This is a genomic window from Nocardia paucivorans NBRC 100373, from assembly GCF_000308675.1.
Lineage (GTDB): Bacteria > Actinomycetota > Actinomycetes > Mycobacteriales > Mycobacteriaceae > Nocardia > Nocardia paucivorans.
Map to the genome: position 1 here is coordinate 184,622 of NZ_BAGE01000038.1, position 25,545 is coordinate 210,166.

Sequence of the window (25,545 nt, forward strand, 5' to 3'; positions counted from 1 at the left end):
TCGGCGGTCGAGGTCCCGGAAGCGAATGTGGGGGAACCGGTTCGGTTTTCGGCGGGGCGTGCTCCCCGGAGTATGCGTACGGGATAGCATCGGCTCCTTGTTGGCACATCGTGCCGGGAAGGGGTGGTTCGTCGCATGGGACTGCGAACGCGGGTGCGGTGGTCGGCCGCGACGGTGCTGGTCGTGAGTGTTCTCGCGACATCTGCACAGGCCCAACCATTCGCGGATCCGTTCGTCGGTTCCTCGGGACTCGGAGACCCGTACTATCCGGACGACGGCAACGGCGGTTACCAGGTCGAGCACTACGAGGTGGCGATCACCTACGATCCGCCGAGTCGTCACCTGGCCGGGACCGCCCGGCTGAACGCGGTGGCGGCCCAGGCGATGCGGGTGTTCGATCTCGATTTCGCCGGACCGCCGATACACCGGGTGACGGTGAACGATCTGCCCGCCGGATTCGTCCGCCACGGTGACCACAAGGTCAGCGTGTCCCCGGTATTGCCCGTGCTGCCGGGGCTGCCGTTCACCGTGACCGTCGAATACGCGGGGCCCGTGGCGGAGACCTCCGGGAGCGGGTGGATGTTCTCGCCCGATGGTGGGGCGTTCGTGGCGGGGCAGCCGCATTCGGCGGCGAGCTGGTATCCGCTCAACGACACGGTCACCGACAAGGCCACATTCGAGTTGCGGGTGACGGTTCCGCAGGAGTGGCAGGTGGTGTCGAACGGGGTGCGCGTGCGTGAGGTGATCGACGGCCCGAACCGCATCGTGGAATGGGCGTCACGGCACCCGACGGTCGGATACCTGACGACGGTCGCGATCGACCACTTCGATTTCCTTTATCAGACACGCGCCGATGGCACGCCGTTGATCAGTGCCTTCGCTCCCGGTGCGGACCGGGGGCGGGAGCTGGAGCGTCGGCTGCCCGAGGTACTGGATTTCCTCGAGTCTCTCTACGGCCCCTACCCGTTCGAGAGCGGGGGTGGAATCTACGTCGACACCGAGTTGGACTTCTCCCTGGAAACCCAGACGCGTCCCCTCTACGCGCCCTGGGCGGACCTCGAGACCGTCGTCCACGAGAACGCCCATCAGTGGTGGGGGGACTCGACATCGATACGGCGGTGGTCGGACATCTGTCTCAACGAATGCCTCGCCAGTTACACCGCCGACTATCTGTGGCCGGAACGCAAGGAGGGGGTCGATATCGATGCGCGGTATCACAAGACCGTCTCCGAATACCTGGACGATCCGGAGTTCTGGCGGATCCCCTTGCAGGATCCCGGAGCGGGAAAGGAATTCACGGTTGTCTACCGTCGTGGACCGCTGTTCCTTCATGCCCTGCGTCGGTTCATCGGTGATGACGTGTTCTTCGGCGCGATAAGGGATTTCGTGCAGACGCACGCCTACGGTAATGCGTCGATGCCGGAGTTCCGCAGTTTCGTGCAGTCTCGCACCGGTATCGATCTGACGGCCTTCTTCGAGGCCTGGCTCGACCACGAGACCGTTCCCGCGCCGGCGTATCTGTATCCCGGATCTCTGCGCATCTGACCTTCGACGGCTGGGGGCCCGGGATGGGGCCGGTTCGAATGTCACCTCGCGAGGAAATGCCGGCCCAGCCATGCCCACAGGAGGACGGCGAGGATACGTATCGCACGCCTGCGCATCAGGTGATCCACGATCTCGCCCAGGCCGGCGATACGGTCCCGGCGCAGTCGTGTCGTCACGGCCGCGCCGATCATCGCTGTCAGGATTACGGCGAAGCCGATGATCACCAGGGAGCGTTCGCTCATCGCAGCAATCGCCACCCCACCACCAACCACAGCAGCCAACCGACCAGCCGCCATGGGCCGTGCTCGAGCGCGGGATCCAGCAGGGTGGACAGCGTCGGTGCGGACGGGTCGGGTCGGTTCCACTCCGGTTGCCGGAGCAGCGAGAACAGCTCCCATGCCAACAGGACGGCGATCAGGGCCGACCACAGCATCAACCCGCTGCCCAACCTCCGATCCGTCGGTACCGGGTGCGACGGGAGTGTTACCGCGCGCACCATGGCAACGGCCGCGAGCACCACCACCAGCGCCGTGGCCGGCCGACCGAAAGGAGTGGTGGCCGCTCCCGCGGCGGCGATGCCGAGCAATACCGTCAGCAGCGCCGCCCGTCGTCGACGGGAGCCGCGCGCCGGGACCGACCTCGCTGTCACGGTCGCAGGGTACCGCCGCTTTCGCGTAGGGCGCCGCACCCGCGTCCGCCTGTCGGGCATTGCGCCGATCCACGGGATTTTCTCGGGCGGACCGAAGCGTGGTACCGCCGGATGAGATCAGCCGGGAGCGGAAGTCCGCTCCCGGTCCGCGCGGTGACACTCGCCGGGTGGAAAACGCCGAGTCCGCATCCGGTTGCGGCGCGCGTCGGAAGAGTCGGGGAAAATGGCACAGGTGAGACACTCCGAGGAGGCTCGAGCCGAGCGGCTGGATTGCCTGGTGCAGATCACCTGGCCGGCCGGACGCAACCCGTGGTGGAGTGTCCGTCATATCGGTACCCGTATCCAGGTCGCGGCCGCTCTCGACGAGCTCGCCCTGCGCATCGATATCGACCACTGGACGCACCTTCTCTCGGCGCTCGACCATCCGCTCGTCGGCTATGACCTCACCCTGCGCCGAACCGATACCGCCTTCGTCATCGACCATGCCGCCGACACCGTCCCCATAGATACGATGTCGGCCATCCTGCACACCCATGCCACGGTCATCCGTAGCCACCTTCCCGCCTGATACTCGAACGGGTCGATCAGGGCGAGGAATGTGTCGTGGGCGCGGTGTCGATATGGTCCAGGAACCAGTCGGTGGCGAGCCGGGCGACTCGGTCGAGGGCTCCGGGTTCTTCGAACAGATGGCCGGCGTCCGGCACGATCTCCAGGGTAGGTGCGACGGGCATACGCCGTAGGGCCTGCCGGTTGAGTTCGAGGACGGTCTCGTCGTGGCCGCCGACGATCAACAGTGTCGGTGCCCGCACCCGGGTGAGCGCGTCGCCGGCCAGATCGGGTCGCCCGCCCCGGGAGACGACGGCACGGATCGCGGTGGGGCGCTCCGCGGCGGCGACGAGTGCGGCTGCGGCGCCGGTACTGGCGCCGAAGAGGCCGAGTAGGCTTCGGGCGGTCGTCGGTCGCTCGGTCAACCAGTCCACGGTTCCCGTCAGGCGGTCGGCGAGCAGGGGGATGTCGAAGCGCAACTCGCGGGTGCGCAGATCGTGCCGCTCCTCCTCCGGGGTGAGCAGGTCGAGCAGGACGCTACCGAGGCCGGCGCGGTGCAGTACGGCGGCCACATGACGATTGCGGGGGCTGTGCCGACCGCTACCGCTGCCGTGTGCGAAGACGACGAGGCCGCCGGCCCGGCTCGGTGAACACAACCGGGCCTCCAGATGGAAACCGTCCATCGGAATTCGCACGTCCTCGTCGACGAACATCGCGCATTGCGCCTCCTCGGAACGTCATCCCATCCCACTGCGGCGCACGGGCCGGCGTCGAGGCTCTGTCCGGTCTCGCCATCGAACGCACCGGTCGTCGGGCCCGAGTCGGATACCGCCTTCGGTTCGCGCCTACCCGCCGCGGTGGCGGAGAAACCGCCGGACACCTTATTGAGTAATGATCAATAAGGTTCTAGCCTGCAACCATGGATTTCAGCCTCTCTCCGCGCGCCGCCGATCTCCGCGATCGGGTGCGGGCGTTCGTCGAAACCGAGATAGAGCCGGTGGAGCACGAATACCACCGCGCGATCGACCGGGTCCGCGCGTCCGGTGGCGACCCGTGGCAGCCGCTGCCGGTGATCGCCGAACTGCAACGCAAGGCCCGGGAGCAGGGGCTGTGGAATCTGTTTCTGCCCGCCGGACACGAGGGGCCCTACGCCGAGCGGTACGGCACCGACGGGGGCGCGGGTCTCACGAACGTCGACTACGCGCCGATCGCCGAGCAGATGGGTCGCTCGTTCCTCGCGCCACTGGTGTTCAACTGCAATGCTCCGGACACCGGAAATATGGAGGTGCTACTCCGCTACGGCAGCCAGGAGCAGCGCGACCGGTGGCTCGATCCGCTGCTCGACGGCCGCATTCGCAGCGCGTTCTGTATGACCGAGCCGGGTGTGGCCTCCAGTGACGCCACCACCATGGAGCTCACCGCGCTCGTCGACGGAGACGAGGTGGTGCTCAACGGCCGTAAGTGGTTCTCCACCGGGGTCGGTCATCCGGACTGTCGGATCCTCATCGTCATGGGACTCACCGATCCCGACGCCGACCGCCACCACCGCCACTCCATGGTGCTGGTGCCCCGCGACACCCCGGGCGTCGAGGTGGTGCGGATGCTGCCGACGATGGGATTCCACGACGAACCCCTCGGCCACGGCGAGGTGGCGTTCACCGATGTGCGGGTCCCCCTGTCCAATATCATCTCCGGGCCCGGTCGAGCGTTCGAGATCGCCCAGGGACGCCTGGGACCGGGTCGGGTGCACCACTGTATGCGATTGGTCGGATTGGCCGAGAGGGCCCTGGAGCTGGCCTGCCGCCGTGGCAGCGAACGGGTGGCCTTCGGTAAACCGCTGGTCAACCTCGGCGGTAATCGGGAGCGGATCGCCGAGGCCCGCATCGCCATCAATTCCACCCGTCTGCTGATCCTCGACGCCGCGTGGAAACTGGACACCGGCGGCCCGCTCAACGCCCTCAGCGAGGTCGGTCAGATCAAGGTGGCCGCGCCGCGGATGGCCCAGCAGGTGATCGACTTCGCGATCCAGCTTCATGGTGGGGGCGGCCTGACCGACGATTTCCCGCTCGCAGCCGCCTGGACCAATGCCCGCGCCCTACGGCTGGCCGACGGGCCCGACGAAGTGCACCTGGGGACGGTGGCGCGACTCGAGCTCGGTCGATACCGGACGAGCCGATAGGTCGCCGCCCGAACGCGGGCATCGATCCGGTCGACCGCGGGATGGATTTCGGTTATGCCTCCACCACGCGGTCGACCGGCAGGTCGGCGCGGTAGCGCACGTAGTCGAGAATCTCGTCCACCCGGTCCGAGGTCTCCTGCTCCGCGCGGTACCGGCGGAGATTGTGTATCGCTTCGTCGAGTTGCGGCCCCGGACCACGGTCGGCGAGCAGGACGACGATCGCTTCGCGGGTTCGGAATCCCTGATCGGGGTGGGCCAGTAGTTCGTCGAGATAACGCTGCGGTTCCAAGAGTTGCAGTGCTCGGCGCGCGTAGGCGTGGACGCGGCGGGGCAACTGCTCGCGAATGGTATCGATATCGGACTGGAGCGCGTGCTGCTCGAGCTGGTCCGGGTCGACCCGCAGAATCCAGGGAGTGGTGAGTTCCGCGGAGTGCGGGTGCATATCGAGCACACCGGGGCCGGTGGCGTTTTCCAAGGGGATGGCCGGCAGTCCCCGTTGCGCGTTGCACCAATTGCAGTATTCCCACCAAGCGGTGGGCGTGGCATTCAGAGTCAGGCCGAAGCTGCGGGTCTGACGTCCGTTGGTCCAGGTGCGCAGAACTCGGGTACGGCCGACCGAAGCGACCCCACCGTCCACGATGCGTGTCCAGGTGGGGTCGGTGCCGTGAAATCCGTACCGCTGGAGCAGTTTTGCCGTTTCGCGTAGGAGGCGGCGCAATGCCGTATCGGGACTGACCACGATCTGCCAGATTAGCGTTGTCGGCCGACAGGGCCGCATGGCTGCACCCGCATCCGGGCTATTCGGTGGGCCGGTGACGGTCGGGGAAATCCCGCTCCGTTTCCTGCCGCAGGATGCGGAATCGGTCGGCCAGTGCGTCCAGGGTGTAGTGGGCATTGAGACCGCTCGGATTGGGCAGCACCCAGACCTCGGTATCGCCGATCGGGTCGGGTTGGCGGCCGACCCCGATATGCGGTCGGCCGAACGCGGTGCGGTAGGCGCCCAGACCCAGGACCGCCAGGGTGCGCGGGTGGTAACGCCGCACTCGTTCGACGAGGGCTCGGCCGCCCGCCCGCAACTCTCGAGGCGTCAACTCGGCCGCTTTCGCCGTCGCGCGGGGAACGACATTCGTGATGCCCAGTCCGAATGTGAGCAGGTGGTCCTGTTCGTCGGGACGCAGCAGTCGGGGTGTGAAACCCGATCGATACAGCGCGGGCCAGAAGCGATTTCCGGGCCGAGCGAAGTGGTAACCGGTCGCCGCCGACCACAATCCCGGATTGATACCGCAGAACAACACCCGCAGATCCGGCGCCACCACGTCGGGAATGGTCTTTCCCGCCGCGGCGGCCAGATCGGCCGAGGTGGGGCGGTACGCAGCGGAACGTGCCATCCGTCCAGTCTGCCCGAGCGGCCGGAACCCGTTTCTGCCGCCACAGCGATCACCTCCGGCGGGAGAACGCCCGGCGATCGGTGCTCATCGACCGGTCGGGGGAGCGGGGACCAGCAGAACCGGACGGTGGGCGTGATGGATCAGATCCGCTGCCACCGAGTCACCGAGGAGACGGTGCAGGAACGAGGCGGGCCCGCCGCGGGAGGTGCCGACGACGATCATCTCGGCGTCATGGGCTTCGGCGAGATCGAGCAGGATCTGCGCCGGTCTGCCGGTGCGGTTGTAGTAGGACCAAGGGCCGGGTATCCGGGCGAGTACGGCGCACGCGTCGCGGCGTTCCCGCTTCACGGCGTCGGCGACGACCTGCTCCCAATCGGCGGAATCGGGATCGATCGGCAGATCGTCGGCGTCGAGGATATGGGCGACATGTAGGAAGGCATCGAGTCGGCCCGCGAGTCCGACAGCATAATTCAGGGCGGCGCGGCCACCCGGGTGACGATCGAACCCGACCACCAGGTGGCAGCGGGCCGCGGTGGGATCGATGGGCCCGGCCATGCGGCGCGGGGTTCGCGTATTCGCGGCGGGCCGGTCGTTGTCGTCGGTCATCTCGGTGTCCTCACCATCCGGGTCCGCACGGTCCGGACCCTCACAATGCGGCCAACGCCAGGCCGATTCCTCCGGCGGCGACGGTGACCACGAGACTGCCGACCGCGTTGGCGGCCGCGGTGGTGTAGTACCGGCTCTGGATCAGGCGCACGGTTTCGATGCCGGCGGTGCTGAAGGTGGTGTACCCGCCGCAGAATCCGACACCGAGGATCAAGCCGAGGTCCCGGGCCGCGCCGTGGAATACCATCAGGCCGGTGACGAACCCGAGTACGAGGGACCCGGTCACATTGATCACGAAGGTGGCCCAGGGAAAACGCGAGTTCCGGTGCTGCCTGATCACGCCGTCGAGGACGAATCGGGTCATCGCGCCGGCGCTACCGGCGACCGCGATCCACAGTGTCGTCATTGCGGGACCTCCGATCGCCACATCCGGAACCGGGCTCCGAGCGCGATTCCCGCGGCGGTGGCGACCAGCCCCACCAGCACCGTGCCGAACGCATATCCGACGGCGGTGGACCAGTGGTGGTCGCGCAGCAACAGATCGGTGTCCACGGCGAGGGTGCTGTAGGTGGTGAACGCCCCGAGAACTCCGGTCCCCACTGTCAGCCGAACGCGTCGGCGCAGGCCGGTGTCGGGGCCGAGTCGGGTCAATCCCTCCAACAGCAAGCCCAACAGGAACGCGCCGACGATATTGATCACGAACGTGGTGAGCGGCCACTCACCGCTCGCATGGGGAAACCACACCCCGAGTTGGTAGCGCAGCGGCGCGCCGAGTAGTCCACCCACCCCGACCAACGCTATGGCGCTCATCCGGGTGTGTAGTGGCCCGGGAGTCGGTGGTGCGGTGGTACGACCGACGGACAGAGTGGTTTTCGGGTCTCTCGGCACGGGAACAGACTCCCACCGCCGGCGGGGTGAACCACAGCGACCCCGGCGATGGAGCGGGTCGGGACGGTCCCGGTCAGAGGTTGCGACCGGAATCCGGTGCCGTGCGCCGTGGGGGTGTGGGGTGAATCGTGAGGAAATCCGACGGTGGCCTACGTGGTGTCGGCGGATGGTCCTCCCGGGCGGGGGCGCGGCCGACCCGCACGACCACCTGGGCCTGGTTACGACCGCCGGTGAGATTCATGACCGCGCGTCGGGGGGTGGGGAGTTCGGTGATGTGCGTCATCGGACAGGTCGCCAATCCGGCCGCGGTGCACTCGAGCAGGACCTTCGACAACGCCTCACCGGCACGCAACCAATCCAGAACGGAATCCCCTGACGTGCCGAGCACCCAGAGTCTGGCCCGGTCCTCCATTTCCGCGCGCCGCGCCGAATGGGCGGGGCCGGGGAACTTGCGTCCGACCGGAATCCGCACCGCCTCGGATTCGGAGATCAGCGCATCGGCCGGCACCCCTTCGGTGCTGTGCCGATGTCCGCTCCACCAGCGCAGTTCGGCCTGATATGTCATGTCGTAGCGACGGAGGGCCGTGGACTGTTCGGAGACCGCGGCCAAGCGGGCCGGGGCGTTCGTGTCGAGGACACCGATATCGACGTCGTATGGGTCGGTAAGCGCGCGGATCCTACGGACGAGGTCGGACAGATCCCCCGGATCGTCCATCGGAAGGCGATCGGTGTGGCGGCGATCGATCATCTCGGCTCGGGTCCGCAGGTCCGAAGGCGGATTCGGCCAGGGCCGGAAGGTGAGTGTGGCCAGATGCTCCGGTCGATGCGGGTCGGGTAGCCGGACGATATCGGTGTGCCGGCCCGCCGCGGCGAAGGCGGTGCGCACATGGTCGAGCATCGTTCCGCAGCTGATGACGAGTTGTCTTCCGTTGGGGTCGGCGGAGGGCAGCCGTCTCTCGTCGTCACGATAGAGGCGCAGTTCTCGATCGCAGTATTCCCACCGCCAGGGCTGGGTGTTGTGCACCGATGGAGCGCGCGCGGCCAGACGCATGGTCGCGAGCAGGGTGGCCTGGTCGGGTACGGAATCCGCGGTGTGCACAGAGTTGTCGGTCATATGGCCAGTGTGATTCGGGCCGATACGGGCTACCAGGGCCCGCCGACGGTCGTCGGGACACCGGGATTCCGGTCGATCGGCACTGCCGATTCGGGCCGATGGACCCTGTTCGCGTCACCCGCCGGAGTCGATACTGTCGGGGTCCTTCCGGACGATACTGTCGGGGTCCTTCCGGACGATACTGTCGGGGTCCTTCCGGATATCGGAGGGTGCCGACCACTTCGACGGAGGTGGGTCGGTCGTCAGGGCAGGGGCGCATTCCAGCGCAACACGGTGCCGCCATTCGGTCCGTCGGTGATGCGGCACGTGCCACCCGCCTGTTCGGCGCGGGCGGCGATATTGGCCAGGCCGCTGCGCCGGTGGCAGTCGGCGGGGATGCCGACACCGTCGTCGGTGACGGCGAGGACGACCTCGTCGTCGACGCGCAGATCGATCGAGAGGCTGGTGGCGCGGGCATGGCGTACGACATTGCTGATCGCCTCCCGCAATACGGCCTCGACATCCTCGGACAGGGGCGGGCTCAGCACGGTGATGGGCCCGGACAGGCGAACCGAGGTGCGCAGATCGGTGTCGGCGGTCATCTCGCTGACGAGACCGTGCAGTCGTTTGCGGTAGTTGGTCGAATCGATGGTGGCGTTGTGCAGATCGAAGATCGAATGCCGGATGTCCTCCACGATGGATTGCAGGTCATCGATGGTTTCGGTGAGCCGTTTGCGCACTTCGGGGGCGCGGGCGCGCTGTAGGGTGCCCTGCAGGCCCAATCCGACGGCGAAGAGCCGCTGGATCACGTGATCGTGCAGGTCGCGGGCGATTCGGTCCCGGTCGGCGACCACGTCCAGGTCGCGCATCCGGCGTTGGGTTTCGGCCAACTGGAGGGCGAGCGCCGCCTGGTCGGCAATAGCGGCCATCATGGCCTGCGCCGCGGGATCGAGGGCAGCGGTGCCGGCGGGCCACACGGTCGCGAGCACACCGATGACCGCCTCCTTGGTGCGCAGTGGAAGCAGTAACGCCGGGCCCAGTCGAGGGGCCAGATCCGGCAGGACACTGTCGTGGATACGGTCGATGGTGGTCAGGCGTCCGTGCCGGAACACCTCACCCACGTACGAGTCGCGCAACGACAGTCGTCTGCCGTGTAGCGCGTGCTCGCAGTGACCCTTTGCGGCGGACACGATCAGCTCGCTCACCTCGGCGGGCGGCAGGTCGGGGTCCTCCGGCAGCGCGATGAAGGCGCAGGCCGCCGCGGTGAGCGTGAGTGCGCGTTCGGTGACGAGGTCGAGGACTTCGTGGGGTTCGCCGCCGGTGAGGAGTTCGGTGGCCACATCCCTGGTCGCTTCCAGCCATCGTTGCCGGGCGCGGGCCTGTTCGTAGAGTCGGGCGTTCTCGACGGCGATACCGGCCGCCGCGGCGAGCGCCTGGACCACGACCTCGTCGTCCTCGGTGAAGTCCTGCCCGCCGGCCTTCTCGGTGAGATAGAGATTGCCGAACACCTCGTCGCGGACCTTCACCGGAACACCGAGGAAACTCCGCATCGGTGGATGGTGGGGCGGAAAACCGACCGACGACGGGTGGCTGGCGATATTGCTCAGCCGGATCGGTTTGGGATCCGCGATGAGTAGTCCCAGCACACCGTGGCCGCGGGGGAGATCGCCGATCAGGACCCGGGTGCGGTCATCGATGCCCTCGTAGATGAACTCGGCCAGTTGATGGCTGGACTCGTCGGTTTCCCGGACGCCCAGGGCGCCGTATCCGGCGTCGACCAACTCGATGGCGGTGTGCACGATCGAGCGGAGGGTCTCGTCCAGGTCCAGGCCCGCGGTGATGGACAGCATGGCCTCCATCAACCGGTCCATCCGGTCGCGCACGTCGACTATCTGGGCGATGCGGTCCTGTACCTCGCGTAACAGTTCCCGCAGACGCAGCTGCGACAGGGTCTCGGTCACCGGAGGTGGCCCGTTCACTCCGGACACCCTGGGTCCCATACGGTCATTGTCTCATCGGCCCGATGCCCTGGCCACCTCCCCCGGTCCGGCAACCGGCATCATCCGATCCGGCCACCGGACGCGTTGAGTTTCGAGGCGAGGACAGCGGCCTGGGTGCGTCGCTCCACACCCAGTTTGGTCAGCAGCCGCGACACGTAGTTCTTCACCGTTTTCTCGGCCAGGAACATCCGCCCGGCGATCTGCCGGTTGGTCAGTCCTTCGCCGAGCAATGCCAGCAGGGTGCGCTCCTGGTCGGTCAAGGAGGCCAACGGTCCGGTCGCGGCTTCGGCCTCGGCGCGCAACTTGGTCATCAATGCGGCCGCGGCGCGGTTGTCCAGCAGCGATTTGCCCGCACCGATCTCCCGGATGGCGCCGATCAACTGCAGGCCGGCGATGTCCTTGACGACATAGCCGCTCGCGCCGGCCAGGATCGCATCGAGCATGGCCTGTTCATCGGTGAACGAGGTCAACATCAGGCACCGAACGTCCGGGTTCGCCGAGAGCAGTTCCCGACACAGCTCGATGCCGTTACCGTCGGGCAGGCGCACATCGAGGACCGCGACATCGGGCCGCAGCGCGGGGATGCGAGCCATCGCCTGGGAGACGTTCCCCGCCTCGCCGACCACCGTCAGGTCCGGTTCCGAGCCGATGAGATCGGCAACTCCACGTCGCACGATTTCATGGTCGTCGACCAAGAAAACCCTGATCACCGGCACACCTCTTTCTCGTCCGAAGCAGTTCCAGCCTACGGAGCGGGCCGAGGTCCGGCGTGGCGGAATCGGCCCCGAATTCGATGACGAAAGACACTTGACCGCTTTTGACGTTTCCTACTCACCGCACCACTCGTCGTATGGGTGAGCGCGCCTCGTAGATGCCTGTGCCCGCCGGCGGTGCGGCTTCGTCGGCCCGATCCGGCCGCCGGGGACATGCTCGATTCGTACCTGTCGTATCAGTGCTCCGATCGTTTCGGGGTGCAATACCTCCGTGTCGGGCCACAGCGCGGCCGCGGTCGCCGCCGCGACACCGAACTCGCACGCGGCGAGACAGTTGTCGCCGCAAGCGATGCGGTAGGCGAGGGCGGCGATGAGACCGGCGCCGCCGCAGGTGTCGCCACGCGGCGAAGTGGGCAGCGGGGGAGCGGAGATCATATGGTCGGTGTCCGCGTCGGAGAACACGACGCCGAGCCCGCCGACCGTTGTCACCACGTGCCGGGTCGCCCCGGTTTCCAGCAGGTGCCGGTTCGCCTGCCCGGCATCGGCGAAGGAGTCGATGGGATGTCCGATCAGTTCCGCCGCCTCGATCCGGTCCAAACCGATCAGGAACGCGTCCTCGCCACACAGCCGCCGCAGGTGCCTGCCGGTGATATCGACGAGTACGGGTGTCTCGGTTTCTCGGGCCGCGCGCACCACGGTCGCGGTGAAGTCGTCCCGAACCCCGGGCGGAAAACCGCCGGCGACGACGATCACCCGGTGGGCGCTCGCCTCGGCTCGGATCGTCGCCAGGCACCGGGCCACTTCGTGCTCGGTCATCCGCGCCCCGGGATGGACGATGTGGAAGTTGCGCTCGGTTCGGGTTTCGGCGATCATCGCCGCTTCGCGGGTTTCGCCCGCGACCGGTATCCGGGTCCGGTCGAGGCCCTCCACCTCGAGCAGGTGATCCAGTCGGTGTCCGGTATCGCCGCCGGAGACGTATATCGCCGTGGCCGCACCACCGAGCCGGCGGATACCGCGCGCGATATCGATACCTTCGCCGCCCGCCCGAACGGAACGCACTCGGGCGTGGCTCCTGCTGGTTTCCGCCAGTCGATCGACCTCGAGGCATACGTCGACGGCGGGGTTCAACGTTATGGTGAGCACGCGGGGCGATGTTCGTCGTTCGGATGCCTCGGCCGCCGATACGCGGTGGTCACGGGCATCGGATTCGTCACCGACCGGGTAATGGTCGGAGCGCATGATTCCTCCTGACAATGGTTCGGGCCGCGGGGCCCGGGTGCCGTCGCTGCCGCGGATTCCCGATGGGCCTCACCGGCTGTCCGGGGCCGGTGATCCGGAAGCCGGGGTGCCCGCCGAAGGGACCGTTTCGGCCGGGTGCGGTGCATCGGTTTCGGTGAACCGGTGCACCAGTTGGCGCAATGTCCGTTCCAGGCGGGTGTGGGCTTCCCGGGCGATCGACCGCAGTGCGGGCACGCTCCGTCGGGTGAGTGGTTCGGGGTCGATCGCCTCGACGACGGTCCTCGCGCCGTCGGCGCGGAGGCTCACGGTGTAGGGCGGCAACGGATCGTGGTGGTCGGTCGCCAATACGTCCCGGACGAGGTCGGGCGCGTAGGCGCAGATGATGCGATGACCTCCGATGTCGACCCCGGAGCACGAGGCCGATATCGCGCCCACATCGAATTCCGCCGCGATATCGAAGCCGTTGTCGAGCAAGGCCTCGCGGGTGGCCTCGTGGGCCGTGTCCACCGGCGCCGTCACCCGCGCGAGCAGTGCGCTCGAAGCGAGGGGGACGCGGATCTCGGTACACAGCTCCTCGGTGACGGCGACCTCGTTCGGTCCCACCGGATACACCTCGGTGGGCGGCCCGGCCGCGTGCAGACCGGAGGTCCGGATCCATCGGTCCAGTGCCCGGTAGGCCGCATCGATATGGCTGTAGTCGCCGCGATGACTCGTGTGGGCGAAGAGCTGCCGTGGAGTACGACGGACCGCGAACTCCGTCACCTCGGTACCGGGCACCGAGGTGGTGACCGGCAGATCGAAATCGACCTCGATGGTGGTGCCGGGTCGGAAATCTCCGTGGTAGGTGGTGGCCGGCGGACCCATCGGCAGCAGCCCGAGTTCCCGGGCCATCGCATACAGCGCGTCCATACCGGCTCCGATATCGTCGCCCGCGTGCTCGGCCCGGACGGTCCGGTGCAGGCCGAGCACGGTATGCGGGGCGGATTCGTCGACGTCGATCCGGTAGGCCATACCGCCGCTCCTCAGTTCCCCGAGGCCGACGGCCCGGGACCGAGCTGTTCTCGCACGGTGGTGTCGGTACCGGCTTCACCGTCACCGTCTCGGCGCAACCCTCGGGCGGTGATTTCGGCGATCACGGTGAATTCGACGGTATCGCCGCATATCGACATGTGGACGATCGGTGCGCGCATGACGGATCTCCTGTGGGCCGGTGGCTCGTGATTTCGACGCTACGGAGCCGTCCCGACGTCGCCCAGCGCCGACCGGCCCCGATGCCGGGGGACCTTCGGCCGTCATACGCCCGGATCTCCGCGCGATGGTACCGGGGCCGGACGGGTGCCGCACCGCTACACCGGGGCGTTCGGTGCACGGTCACGGGGTACTTGGTTCCTTCCGGGAAGGGGCGTTCGACCCTGTGCCGCGCTGAGGCCCGGTGCTGATATCGATGCGAAGAACCCAGTGAGAAGTGGGTGAGATCAGGTGACCGAATCCGAGGTGCCCGCCGGAGGTGATATCGGTCCTCGGCGGGTTGTGACGATCGAGCGGACGGAAGCGCTGCGTCTGCTCGCGAGTGTGCCGTTCGGGCGGCTCGTGTTCACCGACGACGCGCTGCCCGCCGTGCGGCCGGTGACCCATATGATCGCCGACGACGGGGCGGTGGTCGTGCGCACCCGCCCGTTTCCGGGGTTGTACTCGACAATGCTTCGGGAGCGATCGGTGGTGGTCGCCTACGAAGCCGACGAGATCGACCCGGCCCAGGGGCTCGGTTGGTCGGTGGTGGTCACCGGCCCGGCCCGTATTGTCGCCGCGCCCGATCTGGCCCTCGAGTACGCCCGTCGGCTCGGGCGGTGGGCCGAGCGGGGAAGCGGTGTCTTCATCGGGATCGAGCCCACCCTTGTTTCCGGTACCAGACTGATCGAGGAGGTCGTGACGTGACCCGACCCCAGGGTGCCCGGGGAACATCCACCGTTGCGACGATGCGGGCATGGCGAGTGGATACGCCGCGGGCCGTCGACCGGCAACCGCTCACGATACGCAGCGAGCCGATCCCGGAACCGGAAGCGGGAGAACTGCTGGTACGGGTGCTCGCCTGCGGGGTGTGCCGCACCGACCTGCACGTCGTGGAGGGTGATCTGCCGGTGCACCGTCCGCATGTCGTGCCCGGACACGAGGTCGTGGCGGAGGTGATCGATACCGATCACGCCGAGAGCGGTGGATTCGCCGTGGGTGATCGGATCGGCATCCCGTGGTTGCGCCACACCTGCGGTGTATGCGCATTCTGTCGGCGCGGCGCGGAGAATCTGTGCCCACATTCCCGCTACACCGGTTGGGACGCCGACGGTGGGTACGCCGAGTACACCACCGTACCGGCCGATTTCGCCTTGCCCCTGCCCACCGGATATCGCGATGTCGAGCTGGCGCCGCTGTTGTGCGCCGGAATAATCGGCTATCGCGCATTGCTCCGGGCGGCATTGCCGGAGGGGGGCGTACTGGGCATATACGGCTTCGGCGGTAGTGCGCATCTGACCGCGCAGGTCGCGCTCGCGCAAGGCGCGCGGGTTCACGTCATGACCAGAGGCGCCGCGGCGCGGGCGCTCGCCCTCGAGCTCGGCGCCACCTCCGTGCAGGGCGCCGCGGCGGCACCGCCGGAGCGGCTGGATTCGGCCATTCTGTTCGCGCCCGTCGGGGAACTGGTTCCGCCCGCCCTGGAAGCGCTCGCCGCGGGCGGAACCCTCGCGCTGGCGGGCATACATCTCACGGATATCCCGCCGCTGAACTATCAACGCCACCTGTTCCGGGAACGCCAGATTCGCAGTGTCACCTCCAATACGCGCGCCGACGCGCGGGAATTCCTGACCTTTGCGCAGCGGCATCGGCTTCGGGTGACGACGCACCGGTACCCGCTCGATCGGGCCGACCACGCCCTGTCCGACCTGTCGCACGGTCGTTTCGACGGTGCGGCGGTGCTGGTGCCCTGAGCGACGATCGTTCCCGAACTGCTCAGGAGACGGTGCGGGCGACCCCGCCCGGTGGGGTGTCGTGCCATCGGGCGACCGCCTCGGCGACGACGAGATCCAATGGGCGGGTGGTGTCGAGCAGATCCGCCTCGGGCCAGGCCGCGGCCGAATCCGCTATCGCGTGTGCGATCTCGGGGGTGGCGTCGGACTCGGTCGGCGGCCTGTTCCGCAGTCTGTGGTCGGCCGTCTCGCGCGGACATTCGCAGCACAACCGCACCGGTTCCGCATCGGTCGCCGCGGCGAGTTCGAGGGCCCGCTGCCGTTGGGACGCGTCGGACCAGCTCGCGTCCAGCACGACCGATACCCCCGTGGTGAGCAGCCGACGGGCTCGGTCGAACAGTTCGGTGTACACCCGCGACCGGGCGTCCGGAGCATAGGCGCCGGCATCGTAGACGCCGACGGCACCGGATATCTCGCCCCGGGCGATCAGCTCCCTGCGCACCCGATCGGTGGCGAGCACCTGTGAGCCGGTTACCGCCGCGAGCCGATTCGCGACCGTGGTCTTACCGGTGCCCGGTAGACCTCCCACCAATGCCAGCCGAATCGTGCCCCGGGCCAGATGCCGTTCGGCCAGCGAGACGTGGCGGCGGAGACGGTCGCGTGCGGTGACCTCGCCCTGAGCGAAGCGTATGGCGTCGACCTTGGCCCGCACCAGCGCCCGATAGGCCCGATAGTGATGGGCCAGGGACAGGGGAGCGTCGTCCGAGCCGAAACGCAGATAGTCGGCGATCAGTGCGTCGGCCTGTTCGGGGTGGCCGAGGAATTCGAGATCCATGGCGAGAAAGGCGATATCGTCGAGGCGATCGATATGGCGGAGCCGGTCGTCGAAGTCCAGACAATCCAGTATTCGGAAGCCATCGGGTAGGTCGAAGATGTCCTGGGCGAGTAGATCGCCGTGCCCGTCCACGATGCGTCCGTCGGCGATGCGGTGCTCGAACAAGGGGACGCGGCCCCGGATATAGCGCATCGCCCGGTCTTCGACGTCGGCGATGCGACCGGGTTCGATCAGGTCGCCCGGTTGTCGGCGCAGGGTGTCCAGGACCGTGAGCCACCGCTCGCGTAGCGCGTCCGCCGTTCCGGCCCGGTCGATATCGGGGCCGCGGCGGGCCCGGTCGTGGAACGCGACGAGAGTCCGCACCAGGACCGACAGTCTCGTTCCGTCGGCCGTCGAATCGGAGAGCATGGTGGACAGTCGTCGCTGTTCGGGCATGCGCCGCATGACGAGCACCGGTTCCTCGGGGCCGCCGAGCGGATCGGACAGATGCGCGACGCCGAGATAGACATCGGGTGCGAGCCGCCGGTTGAGCTCGTATTCGCGTCGGCACGCCCGTTCCCGGGAAAGCGGGGTGCCGAAGTCGAGGAAATCGGTCGTGATCGGCTTCTTCACCTTGTACGCGCGGTTGCCGAACAGCACGACCAGACCGGTGTGGGTCTCGTGCAGGAGCGCTCCGGTATCCGTGGCCGTGGCGAACGGGGCCACCGGCGATGTCATCTGCGGTCGAGTCGGTGCCTGGCTCATGCGGACACCCCGGGCAACAGCGCGTGCTCGAGCAGCAGACGTCGTTCGGCCGCGGCGATCGCGCGCCGCGCGGCGGGTATGGCGTCCGGTGCCACCGAAACCGAGGTGATTCCCATACGCACCAGATGTTCGGCGAATTCGGGCCGATTCGACGGTGCCTGGCCGCACAGTGAAGATGTGATACCCAGATCGCGGGCGGTGGTGACTATGCGGGAAATCGCCTCCAGCACGGCCGGGTCGGATTCGTCGAAGAGTTCGCTGCACTGGTCGGAATCACGATCGACGCCGAGCATCAACTGGGTCAAATCGTTGCTGCCGATGGAGACACCGTCGATACCGAGTTCGACGTAATGGGGCAGCCAGTACAGCACCGAGGGAACCTCGGCCATCACCCAGCGGTGCAGACCGCGCCCCCGGCCCAGTGGGCTCGCATCGATCAATTCCAGGCACGCCTCGAGTTCCCAGCGGGTCCGCACGAACGGGATCATCAGGTGCAGATTCGGTGACTGCTCGCGCACTCGGGCCAGGGCGCACAGCTCGAGCCGGAAGACCTCCGGTTCACGCAGATAGCGGTAGCAGCCCCGATAACCGATCATCGGGTTGTGCTCGACGGGTTCGTATCGGGAGCCTTCGGTCAGGGCACGGAACTCGTTGCTGCGGAAGTCACTGGCCCGATAGACCACCGGACGGGGATGGAACGCCGCGGTGATACGCCGCAGCGGCTCGACCATGCGGTCCACGAACAGATCCTGTTCGCCGTGGGCGATGAGGTCCCGCGGATGGCGGCCGTCCAGTGCCCGGGTGAGCAGGGTTTCCGCGCGCAGTAATCCGACCCCGTCGACGTCGGTCGCGGCTATGCGTTCGGCGGTTTCGGGCAGTGCGAGATTGGCGTACACCCGGGTGGCGGTCGGTTCGGTCCCGATCACCGGCGCGGTCGGGGGTGCGGATGTCTCGGTGGTGGTGCGCGCTCGTGTTCTCCCGGCGCGGACCTCTCCGCTGAAGCCGTCGACCGTCACGGTCGTGTGGTCGGCGAGCGTCGTCGTCGCCGTCCTCGCCCCCACAACACACGGTATGCCGAGCTCGCGCGCGACAATGGCGGCGTGACAGGTCATTCCACCGCTATCGGTGACCACCGCGGCGGCGTGTCCCAGGGTGGGCAGCCAGTCCGGGTTGGTCATCGGCGCCACCAGGATCTCGCCGTCGCGCAGCATAGGCCCCTGGGCGGGTGAGGACAGCACCCGCACGGTCCCTGTGGCCATACCGGGCGCGGCGGCCAGGCCACGGACCAGCACCTCGGATCGGGTCGGTCCGGTGTCCTCGTGCGGTGCGGGTGCGTCGGCGAGGGTGGTGACCGGACGGGCCTGCACCAGCCAGAGCGTGTCCTCGTCGAACACCCACTCGACGTCCTGGGGTGTGCCGGAGTGATGCTCCTGGACGGCTAGGGCCAGCCGTGCGACGGCGACCGCCTCGGCCTCGCTCAGTACGGGATCGGTCGTGTCGGCGTCGGTGAGCTGCACCTGTCGATCGCCGTCCGGTCCCGCCGTGATCGCGTACTCCTGGTGCCCGCGGCGGGTACGCAGCAGGGTGGGGCCCGCCGCGTCGAGAAGGTAGGTGTCGGGTTCGGTGGCACCGGAGACCACCACCTCGCCCTGACCCCGCGCCGCCTCGACCACCACCCGGTCCCGCCGCCCGGACGCCGGGTCCGCGGTGAAGGCGACCCCGGATCGCTGGGCGGCGACCATCCGTTGGACGACCACGGCCATCTGCGGGTGGGTGGTGATTCCGCGCCGGGCCCGATAGGTCACCACCCGCGGCGTGAACAGCGAGGCCCAGCAGTCGATGACGGCGGCGAGTAGATCTTCGTCGCCGCACACATTGGTGCGGGTCAGATTCATGCCCGCGAAGGATGCGGTCGCACTGTCCTCGCCCACGGCGGACGAGCGGACGGCGACCCGAGCGTTCTCCCCGAGATCGTGATATTCGGACAGAATCATCTCGCGTATCGAGGCGTCGAAGGGTGTGTCGCGAACCAGGTCCCGCATGGTCGCGCACTGTTCGGCGATCCGGGGTTCGTCGCCGACCGCCGCCAGTGCGGCGGTGTGCAGGCGATCCAACTCCGCGCCGTGCGGGCCGTGCGCCACCACTTGCTCGTAACACGAGCGCAGGATCACGAAACCGGGCGGCACCGGCAGCCGCGCCGCCACCAGCTCACCCAGGTTCGCCCCCTTGCCCCCGGCCTCGTCGGCGTCCGTCAGTCGCAGGTCCACGAACGGCGCTACATATCGACCCATATCGACTCCTTCGGTACCTCGCCGGAAGGTTCGGGGACGGATGACATCCGTTTCACCCCCGGTGGTCCGAGCGTCCCCCGAACCCCGGCGTGCCGGGAGAGTCCTGATGCCTCCGCCGGAAGGACCATCGACCCACGAGGAACCCACCGCGGCGATCCGGCGTCGGATACCGGGGCCAGTACTGCCGGATGACACCGGGACAGGTGACTTTCGGCGGTCCCGCCCGGGTTTCGGACGCGCGAGGCTGGGGGCGGACCCATCCTTCGATGAGAGGTTGTCATCATGAGTGCCTTCGACGGCCGCAGCGCGATCGTCACCGGCGGGGCCCGCGGGATCGGCGCCGCGATCGTGCGCGCACTGGCCAAGGAACACATCCATGTCGTCGCGGCCGACCTGCTGGAACAGGAAGGCACGACATTGGTCGAATCGGTGGGACCGTCGGCGATGTTCCGACGTCTCGACGTGACCGATGAAGCGGATTGGCGGCGGGTGATCGATGAGGCCGAGGCCTGGTCCGGTCCGTTGTCGATCCTGGTCAACAATGCGGGCATCGTCGGTTTCGGAGGAATCGAAACGGAAACGCCCACCATGTTCCGACATGTGGTGGATGTGAATCTGTACGGCGCCTGGTTGGGTATGCATCTGGCCGTGCCGCGGATGCGCGCGGCGGGCGGGGGGGTCGTCGTGAACGTTTCCTCCACCGCCGGGCTGATCGGATATGCGGGGCTCGGTGGATATGTGGCCGCCAAATGGGGGATGCGTGGCCTGACGAAAGCCGCCGCGCTGGAATTGGGCCGCGCGGATATCCGCGTGTGTTCGGTTCATCCGGGACCGATCCGCACTCCCATGACGGCGGAGATGGACGAATCCGTGGTCGAGGATCAACCACTGGCGCGTTTCGGCGAACCGGAGGAAGTGGCGGCGATGGTGCGCTTCCTGATCACCGAGGCGACCTTTTCCACAGGATCGGAGTTCGTGCTGGACGGCGGGTCCACCGCGGGGCAGGTGCTGAATCTGCCCGAAGCGTCGTGACCCGGCGCGGTTCCCCCATGGTGTCCCGGACCGCCGGGTCGGTTCCGATCCGAAAGCGAGGAACGACTATGACCACGACCGACACGCACCCCGGCGTCGACACGGTACGCGCGGCCTTGGCGCTGGCCATTCGGGCGCCGTCGGTGCACAACACGCAACCGTGGCAGTGGCGGGTCGGTGATCGGACGGTTCACCTGTACGCGGACGAAGAGCGGCGGTTATCGTGCGCCGACCCCGACGGACGGGACCAGATCATCAGCTGCGGCGTGGCATTGCATCATTTCCGGATCGCGGCCAGATCCATGGGATGGCGCACCATTGTGCACCGGTTTCCGAATCCCGCCGAGCCCAACCACCTCGCGGCCGTCGAATTCGCCCGGGTCACCCCCACGGCGGATTTCGTCGAGTTGGCGCGGGCGATAAACCGCAGGCACACCGATCGCCGGCGGGTCACCTCGTGGGAGATTCCGCCGGGACAGCTGGCCACCTTGTTGGCCGCCGGTACCGAGGAAGGGGCGGATATCCGCGAGATCGTCGGCGGAGCGAACCGTGCGGCACTGGTGGCGGCCTTCGCCTGGGCGGCCGAACAGCATCGCGGTGACCCTGATTACCGGTCCGAACTGGCGATGTGGAGCGGCCGGCACGCGGCACCGGACGGCGTGCCGGCGCGCAATGCCGTGCCGGTGGCGGAGGATCCGCTCACCCGCGAGTTCGCTGTCGCCACCCAGAGTGAGACGGTGGTGCGGGATATGACCGAGGGCGGCAGTCTGCTGCTGGTCTATACCCCCGTCGACGACCGACTGTCCTGGTTGCGCGCCGGAGAGGCGAGCAGTGCCGTTCTCTTGTCGGCCACCGCGCTCGGAATGGCGACCTGCCCCATGTCGGAACCGCTCGAGTTGCCCCGAACCCGCGATCTCATCCGAGGTGATGTGCTCGACGATATCGGCTACCCGCAGCTCATCATTCGGGTCGGTTGGGCGGCGACCAGCGCGGACGAGGTGCCGGTGAGCCCGCGGCGTCCCCTCGACGAGGTGGTGTCTCCGTTGCGATGATCCGGCGCAACGGATCGTCGACGGGAATTCCGGTACCGAGAGGAGACGAGCCGAGATGACGGAGTTGCGGCCGCTGGACACCGGATTCATGGAACTCGAGGACGTCGACCGCCATGTCAGTGTGGGGATCGGCGCCATAGCGATCCTGAACGGACCGCTTCCCACCCGTGCCGAGTTCGTCGAGGCGGTGGGGCGCTGGTCGCGGCAACCACGACTGCGACAGAAGGTGCGCAGAATGCCGTGGGATCTCACCGCACCGGTCTGGGTCGACGATCCCGACTTCGACATCGACCGTCATCTGCGCTGGACGGCACTCCCCGAACCGGGTGACGAAACCGCGCTGTGGGAACTGGTCGCCCATGTGATGGAGGAACGGCTGGACCGGGATCACCCGCTGTGGCAATGCGTTGTCGTCGAACGCGTGCGACCGGATCGCTGGGCGTTGATCGTCAAGGCCCACCACAGCATGGTGGACGGGGTGTCGGGGATATCGCTGTTGCAGCGGTTGTGCGATCCGCACCCCGGGCAGGCGGCCACTGCGCCGGCGCGCCCCCGATCCGGGCGGGGGCATTCGGATCCGGGGAAATGGCTCCGATTGCCCTACGAGGTTCCGCGTGCCCTGATGAAAACGGTCCGGGCGGTCGGTCCGTTCGCTGCCGGGGTGGTGGTGCCCGCCCCGAAAACCTCGTTGAACGGTCCGATCGGTACCCGACGCCGGTATACGGTGGCCCGAACATCGCTGTCGGCGGTACGCGCAACGGCCCACTTCTTCGATGTCACCGTCAACGATGTGGCGCTCGCCGCAGTATCCGCCGGCTACCGGGAAATCCTGCTGCGCCGCGGTGAGGATCCGACGAACATCGATCTGCGGGTCCTCACCCCGGTGTCGGTGCGTTCGGCGGAGGCGGTATCCGTTCCGGACAATCGGGTGTCGGCCATGCTGCCGGTGCTGCCCATCGATATCGCCGATCCGGTGCAGCAGTTGCGTCGGGTTCACGAGAGAATGGCCGCTCACAAAGGCAGCGGGGAATCGTCGGCCGTCGGTTCGATTCTGTCGTTGTCGCGCTTGCTGCCGTTCGCGCCGCTCGCCTTGCTCCTGCGGGCGGTGACCGTGTTCCCGCAGCAGGGTGTGGCCGGTCTGGTGACCAATGTGCCGGGCCCGAAACAGCGTATGCGGTTGCTGGGTCGCGAGATGGTCGAGCTCTCCGGGTACGTGCCGATCGCCATGCGGTTGCGTACTGCAGTCACGGTTGTCGGCTACGACGATCGGCTGTCCTTCGGAATCACCGGTGATTACGACACCGCAGCCGATATCGATGTGCTCGCCGAAACCGTCGAGAAGACCGTCGAGGTGTTGGCGGAGCATGTCGCGAGGGGCAACGTCGAGGGTGGCTGATCCTGCGCGATCATGCGTCGGAGCAGCCTCCATCGGAGTAGCCTCGGAAATGTCCCGTGATGAGCCGAGGCGGCGAATGCACGAACTCGCGATCACCCAAAGCGTTGTCGAGACCGTGTGCGAGCACGCGGCGGGGCGGACCGTGTACAGCGTCACCGTCGAGGTCGGGGTATTGACCGCGGTGGTGCCGGACGCGATGCGATTCTGTTTCGACCTCGTCGCCGAGGGCACTCTCGCCGAGGGTGCGAATCTGGAAATTCGGTGTATGCCGGGGACGGCGCGTTGCCGTGCCTGCGGTGCCGATTTCACCGTCATGGACCCGGTGTTGCTCTGCGTCTGCGGCAGCGCCGATATCGAGCTCCGGTCCGGGCGGGAACTACGAATCCGGTCGATGGAAGTGAGCCGAGAATGTGCGCAACCTGCGGATGCGGAAACGACACGGCGAACGTGATCACCGTCGGGCGAGGCCATGAACCGGGCCGTGAGCACGACCCGGACCGTGCCCCGGGCAATGGTCATCGGCACGAGCACGAACACGATGCCGAACATGGACACCCGACGATGACCGAAACGGTGAGCCTGGAACAGAAGGTTCTCGCCAAGAACGACCACCTGGCCCAGCACAACCGGGAATGGTTGCATCGGCGCGGCATCCTGGCGCTGAACCTCACCAGTTCTCCCGGGGCAGGTAAGACCACCCTGCTCGAACGGACGATCCGGGATATGGGGCAGCTCCCGATCGCGGTGATCGAAGGCGATCAGGAGACCCAGCTCGACGCCGAGCGGATCAGGGCGACCGGGGTCGAGGTGGTGCAGGTGAACACTGGCGCCGGATGTCACCTCGACGCCGAGATGACCCGGCGGGCGCTGGATGTGCTCGATCCCCGGCCCGGGACGCTGGTGTTCGTGGAGAATGTCGGCAATCTGGTCTGCCCGGCATTGTTCGACCTGGGTGAACGTGGCAAGGTCGTGATCGTCTCGGTGACCGAGGGGGCCGACAAACCGCTGAAATACCCGCATATGTTCGCCGCGGCCGAGCTGGTGCTGGTCAACAAGATCGACCTGCTGCCGTATGTCGATTTCGATATCACCCGCTTCGGTGAGTACGCACGGTCGATCCACCCGGATGTGCAGATCGTGCCGATCTCGGCGACTGCGGGCACCGGACTCGATCGGTGGTACGAGTGGCTGATGCAGCAGTATCGGCTGCCGGCGGCGCGCCTTGAGGACGCGGTGGGCCCCACCTAGACTGATTGTGACCAGCGTCACAAACCGCGGTATGTGAGCCGAGTACGGTCGACGCCGCCTTCGGCTCGGGAAGGTGGCAGTGCCATGCCCACCCAGGAAGCGGTCCAAGCCGAAGAGACGCTGATCCACGTGCTGTGGATCAATGCCGGTCTCAGTTGCGACGGTGACTCGGTGGCGTTGACCGCCGCCACCCAGCCCAGCGTCGAGGAAATCGCCCTCGGCGCGCTACCCGGTCTCCCGAAGGTCGCCGTGCACTGGCCGCTCATCGATTTCGAATGCGGCCCGAACGGGGGAGCCGACGACTTCCTCGAGTGGTTCTTCCGAGCCGACCGGGGCGAGATCGACCCCTTCGTTCTGGTGGTGGAGGGGTCGATACCCAACGAGGAACTGCACGAGGAAGGCTACTGGTGCGGATTCGGTAACGACCCCGATACCGGACAGCCCATGACGACCAGCACATGGCTGGACCGTCTCGCGCCGAAGGCCACCGCCATCGTGGCGGCCGGTACCTGCGCCACCTACGGCGGTATCCACGCCATGGCGGGCAATCCGACCGGCGCCATGGGCGTTCCCGACTACCTCGGCTGGGATTGGAAGAGCAAGGCGGGTATCCCGATCGTCTGTGTCCCCGGCTGCCCGATCCACCCGGACAATATGTCGGAAACGCTCACCTACCTGCTCTACCTGGCCACCGGACAGGCGCCGATGATTCCCCTCGACGAGGCGCTGCGACCCAAATGGCTCTTCGGTGCGACCGTACACGAGGGCTGCGACCGTGCGGGCTACTACGAGGAGGGCGAATTCGCCACCGAGTACGGTTCGCCGAAATGCATTGTGAAACTCGGCTGCTGGGGCCCGGTGGTCAAGTGCAATGTGCCCAAACGCGGGTGGATCAACGGGGTGGGCGGCTGCCCGAACGTGGGCGGTATCTGCATCGGCTGCACCATGCCCGGTTTCCCCGACAAATTCATGCCCTTCATGGACGAACCGCCCGGCGGGAAATTCTCCTCCGCGGCCTCGGGCGTCTACGGATCGGTGGTCCGCGGCCTACGACATATCACCGGCCGCACCGTCGACAAGGAGCCACGCTGGCGACATCGAGGCGACAAGCTCGAGACCGGCGCGACCCGAACCTGGTAGGAGG

The 25,545-nt window shown here is 67.4% G+C and carries 27 protein-coding genes; 11 read left to right on the plus strand and 16 right to left on the minus strand.

Annotated features, from left to right (window positions below):
- Nucleotides 1-135 precede the first annotated feature (135 nt).
- The gene (locus tag ON32_RS10165; protein WP_040790567.1) at nucleotides 136-1,545 is read left to right on the plus strand and encodes a M1 family metallopeptidase; all 1,410 of its coding nucleotides are present in this window, start codon (nucleotides 136-138) and stop codon (nucleotides 1,543-1,545) included.
- A 41-nt stretch (nucleotides 1,546-1,586) separates the two neighbouring features.
- Here the strand turns inward: ON32_RS10165 and ON32_RS10170 are convergent, their stop codons facing one another.
- Together ON32_RS10170 and ON32_RS10175 are read right to left on the minus strand one after the other, a co-directional pair.
- Nucleotides 1,587-1,787 (minus strand): DUF6186 family protein, encoded by a 201-nt coding sequence (locus ON32_RS10170; protein ID WP_157224147.1) that lies wholly within the window; start codon nucleotides 1,785-1,787, stop codon nucleotides 1,587-1,589.
- On the minus strand, nucleotides 1,784-2,194 hold the full coding sequence (locus ON32_RS10175; protein WP_157224148.1) for a hypothetical protein: 411 nt from the start codon (nucleotides 2,192-2,194) through the stop codon (nucleotides 1,784-1,786). Before ON32_RS10175 ends, ON32_RS10170 begins: the two co-directional genes overlap by 4 nt.
- Before the next feature lie 232 nt (nucleotides 2,195-2,426).
- On the opposite strand from ON32_RS10175, the gene ON32_RS10180 reads away from it, so the two are divergent.
- On the plus strand, nucleotides 2,427-2,762 hold the full coding sequence (locus ON32_RS10180; protein WP_157224149.1) for a hypothetical protein: 336 nt from the start codon (nucleotides 2,427-2,429) through the stop codon (nucleotides 2,760-2,762).
- A gap of 16 nt (nucleotides 2,763-2,778) precedes the next feature.
- Here the strand turns inward: ON32_RS10180 and ON32_RS10185 are convergent, their stop codons facing one another.
- On the minus strand, nucleotides 2,779-3,453 hold the full coding sequence (locus ON32_RS10185) for a dienelactone hydrolase family protein (RefSeq protein WP_040790571.1): 675 nt from the start codon (nucleotides 3,451-3,453) through the stop codon (nucleotides 2,779-2,781).
- A gap of 206 nt (nucleotides 3,454-3,659) precedes the next feature.
- On the opposite strand from ON32_RS10185, the gene ON32_RS10190 reads away from it, so the two are divergent.
- Complete coding sequence (locus tag ON32_RS10190; RefSeq protein ID WP_040790572.1) at nucleotides 3,660-4,919, plus strand: acyl-CoA dehydrogenase family protein; 1,260 nt, start codon at nucleotides 3,660-3,662, stop codon at nucleotides 4,917-4,919.
- Nucleotides 4,920-4,971: 52 nt separating this feature from the next.
- Here the strand turns inward: ON32_RS10190 and ON32_RS10195 are convergent, their stop codons facing one another.
- From ON32_RS10195 to ON32_RS28795, 11 genes are all read right to left on the minus strand, one after another.
- On the minus strand, nucleotides 4,972-5,658 hold the full coding sequence (locus ON32_RS10195) for a hypothetical protein (protein ID WP_040790573.1): 687 nt from the start codon (nucleotides 5,656-5,658) through the stop codon (nucleotides 4,972-4,974).
- Nucleotides 5,659-5,716: 58 nt separating this feature from the next.
- Nucleotides 5,717-6,307 carry a G/U mismatch-specific DNA glycosylase gene (gene mug, locus ON32_RS10200; protein WP_051133079.1) on the minus strand — a complete coding sequence of 197 codons (591 nt, stop codon included), beginning with the start codon at nucleotides 6,305-6,307 and terminating at the stop codon, nucleotides 5,717-5,719.
- Between the two features lie 84 nt (nucleotides 6,308-6,391).
- Nucleotides 6,392-6,913 carry a universal stress protein gene (locus tag ON32_RS10205; protein ID WP_040790574.1) on the minus strand — a complete coding sequence of 174 codons (522 nt, stop codon included), beginning with the start codon at nucleotides 6,911-6,913 and terminating at the stop codon, nucleotides 6,392-6,394.
- 40 nt (nucleotides 6,914-6,953) lie between these two features.
- Nucleotides 6,954-7,319 carry a fluoride efflux transporter CrcB gene (crcB, locus tag ON32_RS10210; protein WP_040790575.1) on the minus strand — a complete coding sequence of 122 codons (366 nt, stop codon included), beginning with the start codon at nucleotides 7,317-7,319 and terminating at the stop codon, nucleotides 6,954-6,956.
- Complete coding sequence (gene crcB, locus ON32_RS10215; RefSeq protein ID WP_083874280.1) at nucleotides 7,316-7,723, minus strand: fluoride efflux transporter CrcB; 408 nt, start codon at nucleotides 7,721-7,723, stop codon at nucleotides 7,316-7,318. The genes crcB (ON32_RS10210) and crcB (ON32_RS10215) overlap by 4 nt, the downstream gene beginning before the upstream one ends.
- Nucleotides 7,724-7,874: 151 nt before the next feature.
- Nucleotides 7,875-8,915 carry an Acg family FMN-binding oxidoreductase gene (locus tag ON32_RS10220; RefSeq protein WP_051133081.1) on the minus strand — a complete coding sequence of 347 codons (1,041 nt, stop codon included), beginning with the start codon at nucleotides 8,913-8,915 and terminating at the stop codon, nucleotides 7,875-7,877.
- Between the two features lie 242 nt (nucleotides 8,916-9,157).
- On the minus strand, nucleotides 9,158-10,894 hold the full coding sequence (locus ON32_RS10225; RefSeq protein ID WP_040790576.1) for a GAF domain-containing sensor histidine kinase: 1,737 nt from the start codon (nucleotides 10,892-10,894) through the stop codon (nucleotides 9,158-9,160).
- A 59-nt stretch (nucleotides 10,895-10,953) separates the two neighbouring features.
- On the minus strand, nucleotides 10,954-11,604 hold the full coding sequence (locus tag ON32_RS10230; RefSeq protein ID WP_040790665.1) for a response regulator: 651 nt from the start codon (nucleotides 11,602-11,604) through the stop codon (nucleotides 10,954-10,956).
- A gap of 117 nt (nucleotides 11,605-11,721) precedes the next feature.
- The gene (locus ON32_RS27005; protein WP_051133082.1) at nucleotides 11,722-12,846 is read right to left on the minus strand and encodes a 1-phosphofructokinase family hexose kinase; all 1,125 of its coding nucleotides are present in this window, start codon (nucleotides 12,844-12,846) and stop codon (nucleotides 11,722-11,724) included.
- Between the two features lie 69 nt (nucleotides 12,847-12,915).
- A complete protein-coding gene (locus ON32_RS27010) occupies nucleotides 12,916-13,857 on the minus strand; it encodes a GyrI-like domain-containing protein (protein ID WP_051133083.1) in 942 nt (313 codons plus the stop codon).
- Nucleotides 13,858-13,868: 11 nt separating this feature from the next.
- Nucleotides 13,869-14,036: a hypothetical protein gene (locus tag ON32_RS28795; RefSeq protein WP_157224150.1), complete on the minus strand. Its 168-nt coding sequence runs from the start codon at nucleotides 14,034-14,036 to the stop codon at nucleotides 13,869-13,871.
- Nucleotides 14,037-14,325: 289 nt separating this feature from the next.
- On the opposite strand from ON32_RS28795, the gene ON32_RS10245 reads away from it, so the two are divergent.
- Together ON32_RS10245 and ON32_RS10250 are read left to right on the plus strand one after the other, a co-directional pair.
- Complete coding sequence (locus ON32_RS10245) at nucleotides 14,326-14,781, plus strand: pyridoxamine 5'-phosphate oxidase family protein (RefSeq protein ID WP_245550929.1); 456 nt, start codon at nucleotides 14,326-14,328, stop codon at nucleotides 14,779-14,781.
- 41 nt (nucleotides 14,782-14,822) lie between these two features.
- Entirely contained in the window at nucleotides 14,823-15,824 is a 1,002-nt protein-coding gene (locus ON32_RS10250; protein WP_040790669.1) for a zinc-binding alcohol dehydrogenase family protein, read from the plus strand.
- A gap of 22 nt (nucleotides 15,825-15,846) precedes the next feature.
- Here ON32_RS10250 and ON32_RS10255 read toward each other — a convergent pair whose 3' ends face one another.
- Both ON32_RS10255 and ppsA read right to left on the minus strand, forming a co-directional pair.
- Nucleotides 15,847-17,382, minus strand: a complete 1,536-nt coding sequence (locus ON32_RS10255; protein ID WP_245550930.1) for a bifunctional aminoglycoside phosphotransferase/ATP-binding protein — start codon at nucleotides 17,380-17,382, stop codon at nucleotides 15,847-15,849.
- Complete coding sequence (gene ppsA / locus ON32_RS10260; RefSeq protein ID WP_040790578.1) at nucleotides 17,379-19,673, minus strand: phosphoenolpyruvate synthase; 2,295 nt, start codon at nucleotides 19,671-19,673, stop codon at nucleotides 17,379-17,381. Before ppsA ends, ON32_RS10255 begins: the two co-directional genes overlap by 4 nt.
- Nucleotides 19,674-19,955: 282 nt before the next feature.
- On the opposite strand from ppsA, the gene ON32_RS10265 reads away from it, so the two are divergent.
- The 6 genes from ON32_RS10265 (at nucleotide 19,956) to ON32_RS10290 (ending at nucleotide 25,541) form a co-directional block, all read left to right on the plus strand.
- On the plus strand, nucleotides 19,956-20,705 hold the full coding sequence (locus tag ON32_RS10265) for an SDR family NAD(P)-dependent oxidoreductase (protein ID WP_040790579.1): 750 nt from the start codon (nucleotides 19,956-19,958) through the stop codon (nucleotides 20,703-20,705).
- 68 nt (nucleotides 20,706-20,773) lie between these two features.
- Nucleotides 20,774-21,757 (plus strand): Acg family FMN-binding oxidoreductase, encoded by a 984-nt coding sequence (locus ON32_RS10270; RefSeq protein ID WP_040790580.1) that lies wholly within the window; start codon nucleotides 20,774-20,776, stop codon nucleotides 21,755-21,757.
- 55 nt (nucleotides 21,758-21,812) lie between these two features.
- Nucleotides 21,813-23,153: a wax ester/triacylglycerol synthase family O-acyltransferase gene (locus ON32_RS10275; protein ID WP_040790581.1), complete on the plus strand. Its 1,341-nt coding sequence runs from the start codon at nucleotides 21,813-21,815 to the stop codon at nucleotides 23,151-23,153.
- Between the two features lie 76 nt (nucleotides 23,154-23,229).
- Nucleotides 23,230-23,604 carry a hydrogenase maturation nickel metallochaperone HypA/HybF gene (locus ON32_RS10280; protein ID WP_040790582.1) on the plus strand — a complete coding sequence of 125 codons (375 nt, stop codon included), beginning with the start codon at nucleotides 23,230-23,232 and terminating at the stop codon, nucleotides 23,602-23,604.
- Nucleotides 23,562-24,401: a hydrogenase nickel incorporation protein HypB gene (gene hypB, locus ON32_RS10285; protein ID WP_051133084.1), complete on the plus strand. Its 840-nt coding sequence runs from the start codon at nucleotides 23,562-23,564 to the stop codon at nucleotides 24,399-24,401. The genes ON32_RS10280 and hypB overlap by 43 nt, the downstream gene beginning before the upstream one ends.
- Before the next feature lie 84 nt (nucleotides 24,402-24,485).
- Nucleotides 24,486-25,541, plus strand: coding sequence for an NADH-quinone oxidoreductase subunit B family protein (locus tag ON32_RS10290; RefSeq protein WP_040790583.1), 1,056 nt, complete (start codon nucleotides 24,486-24,488; stop codon nucleotides 25,539-25,541).
- Nucleotides 25,542-25,545: the final 4 nt, after the last annotated feature.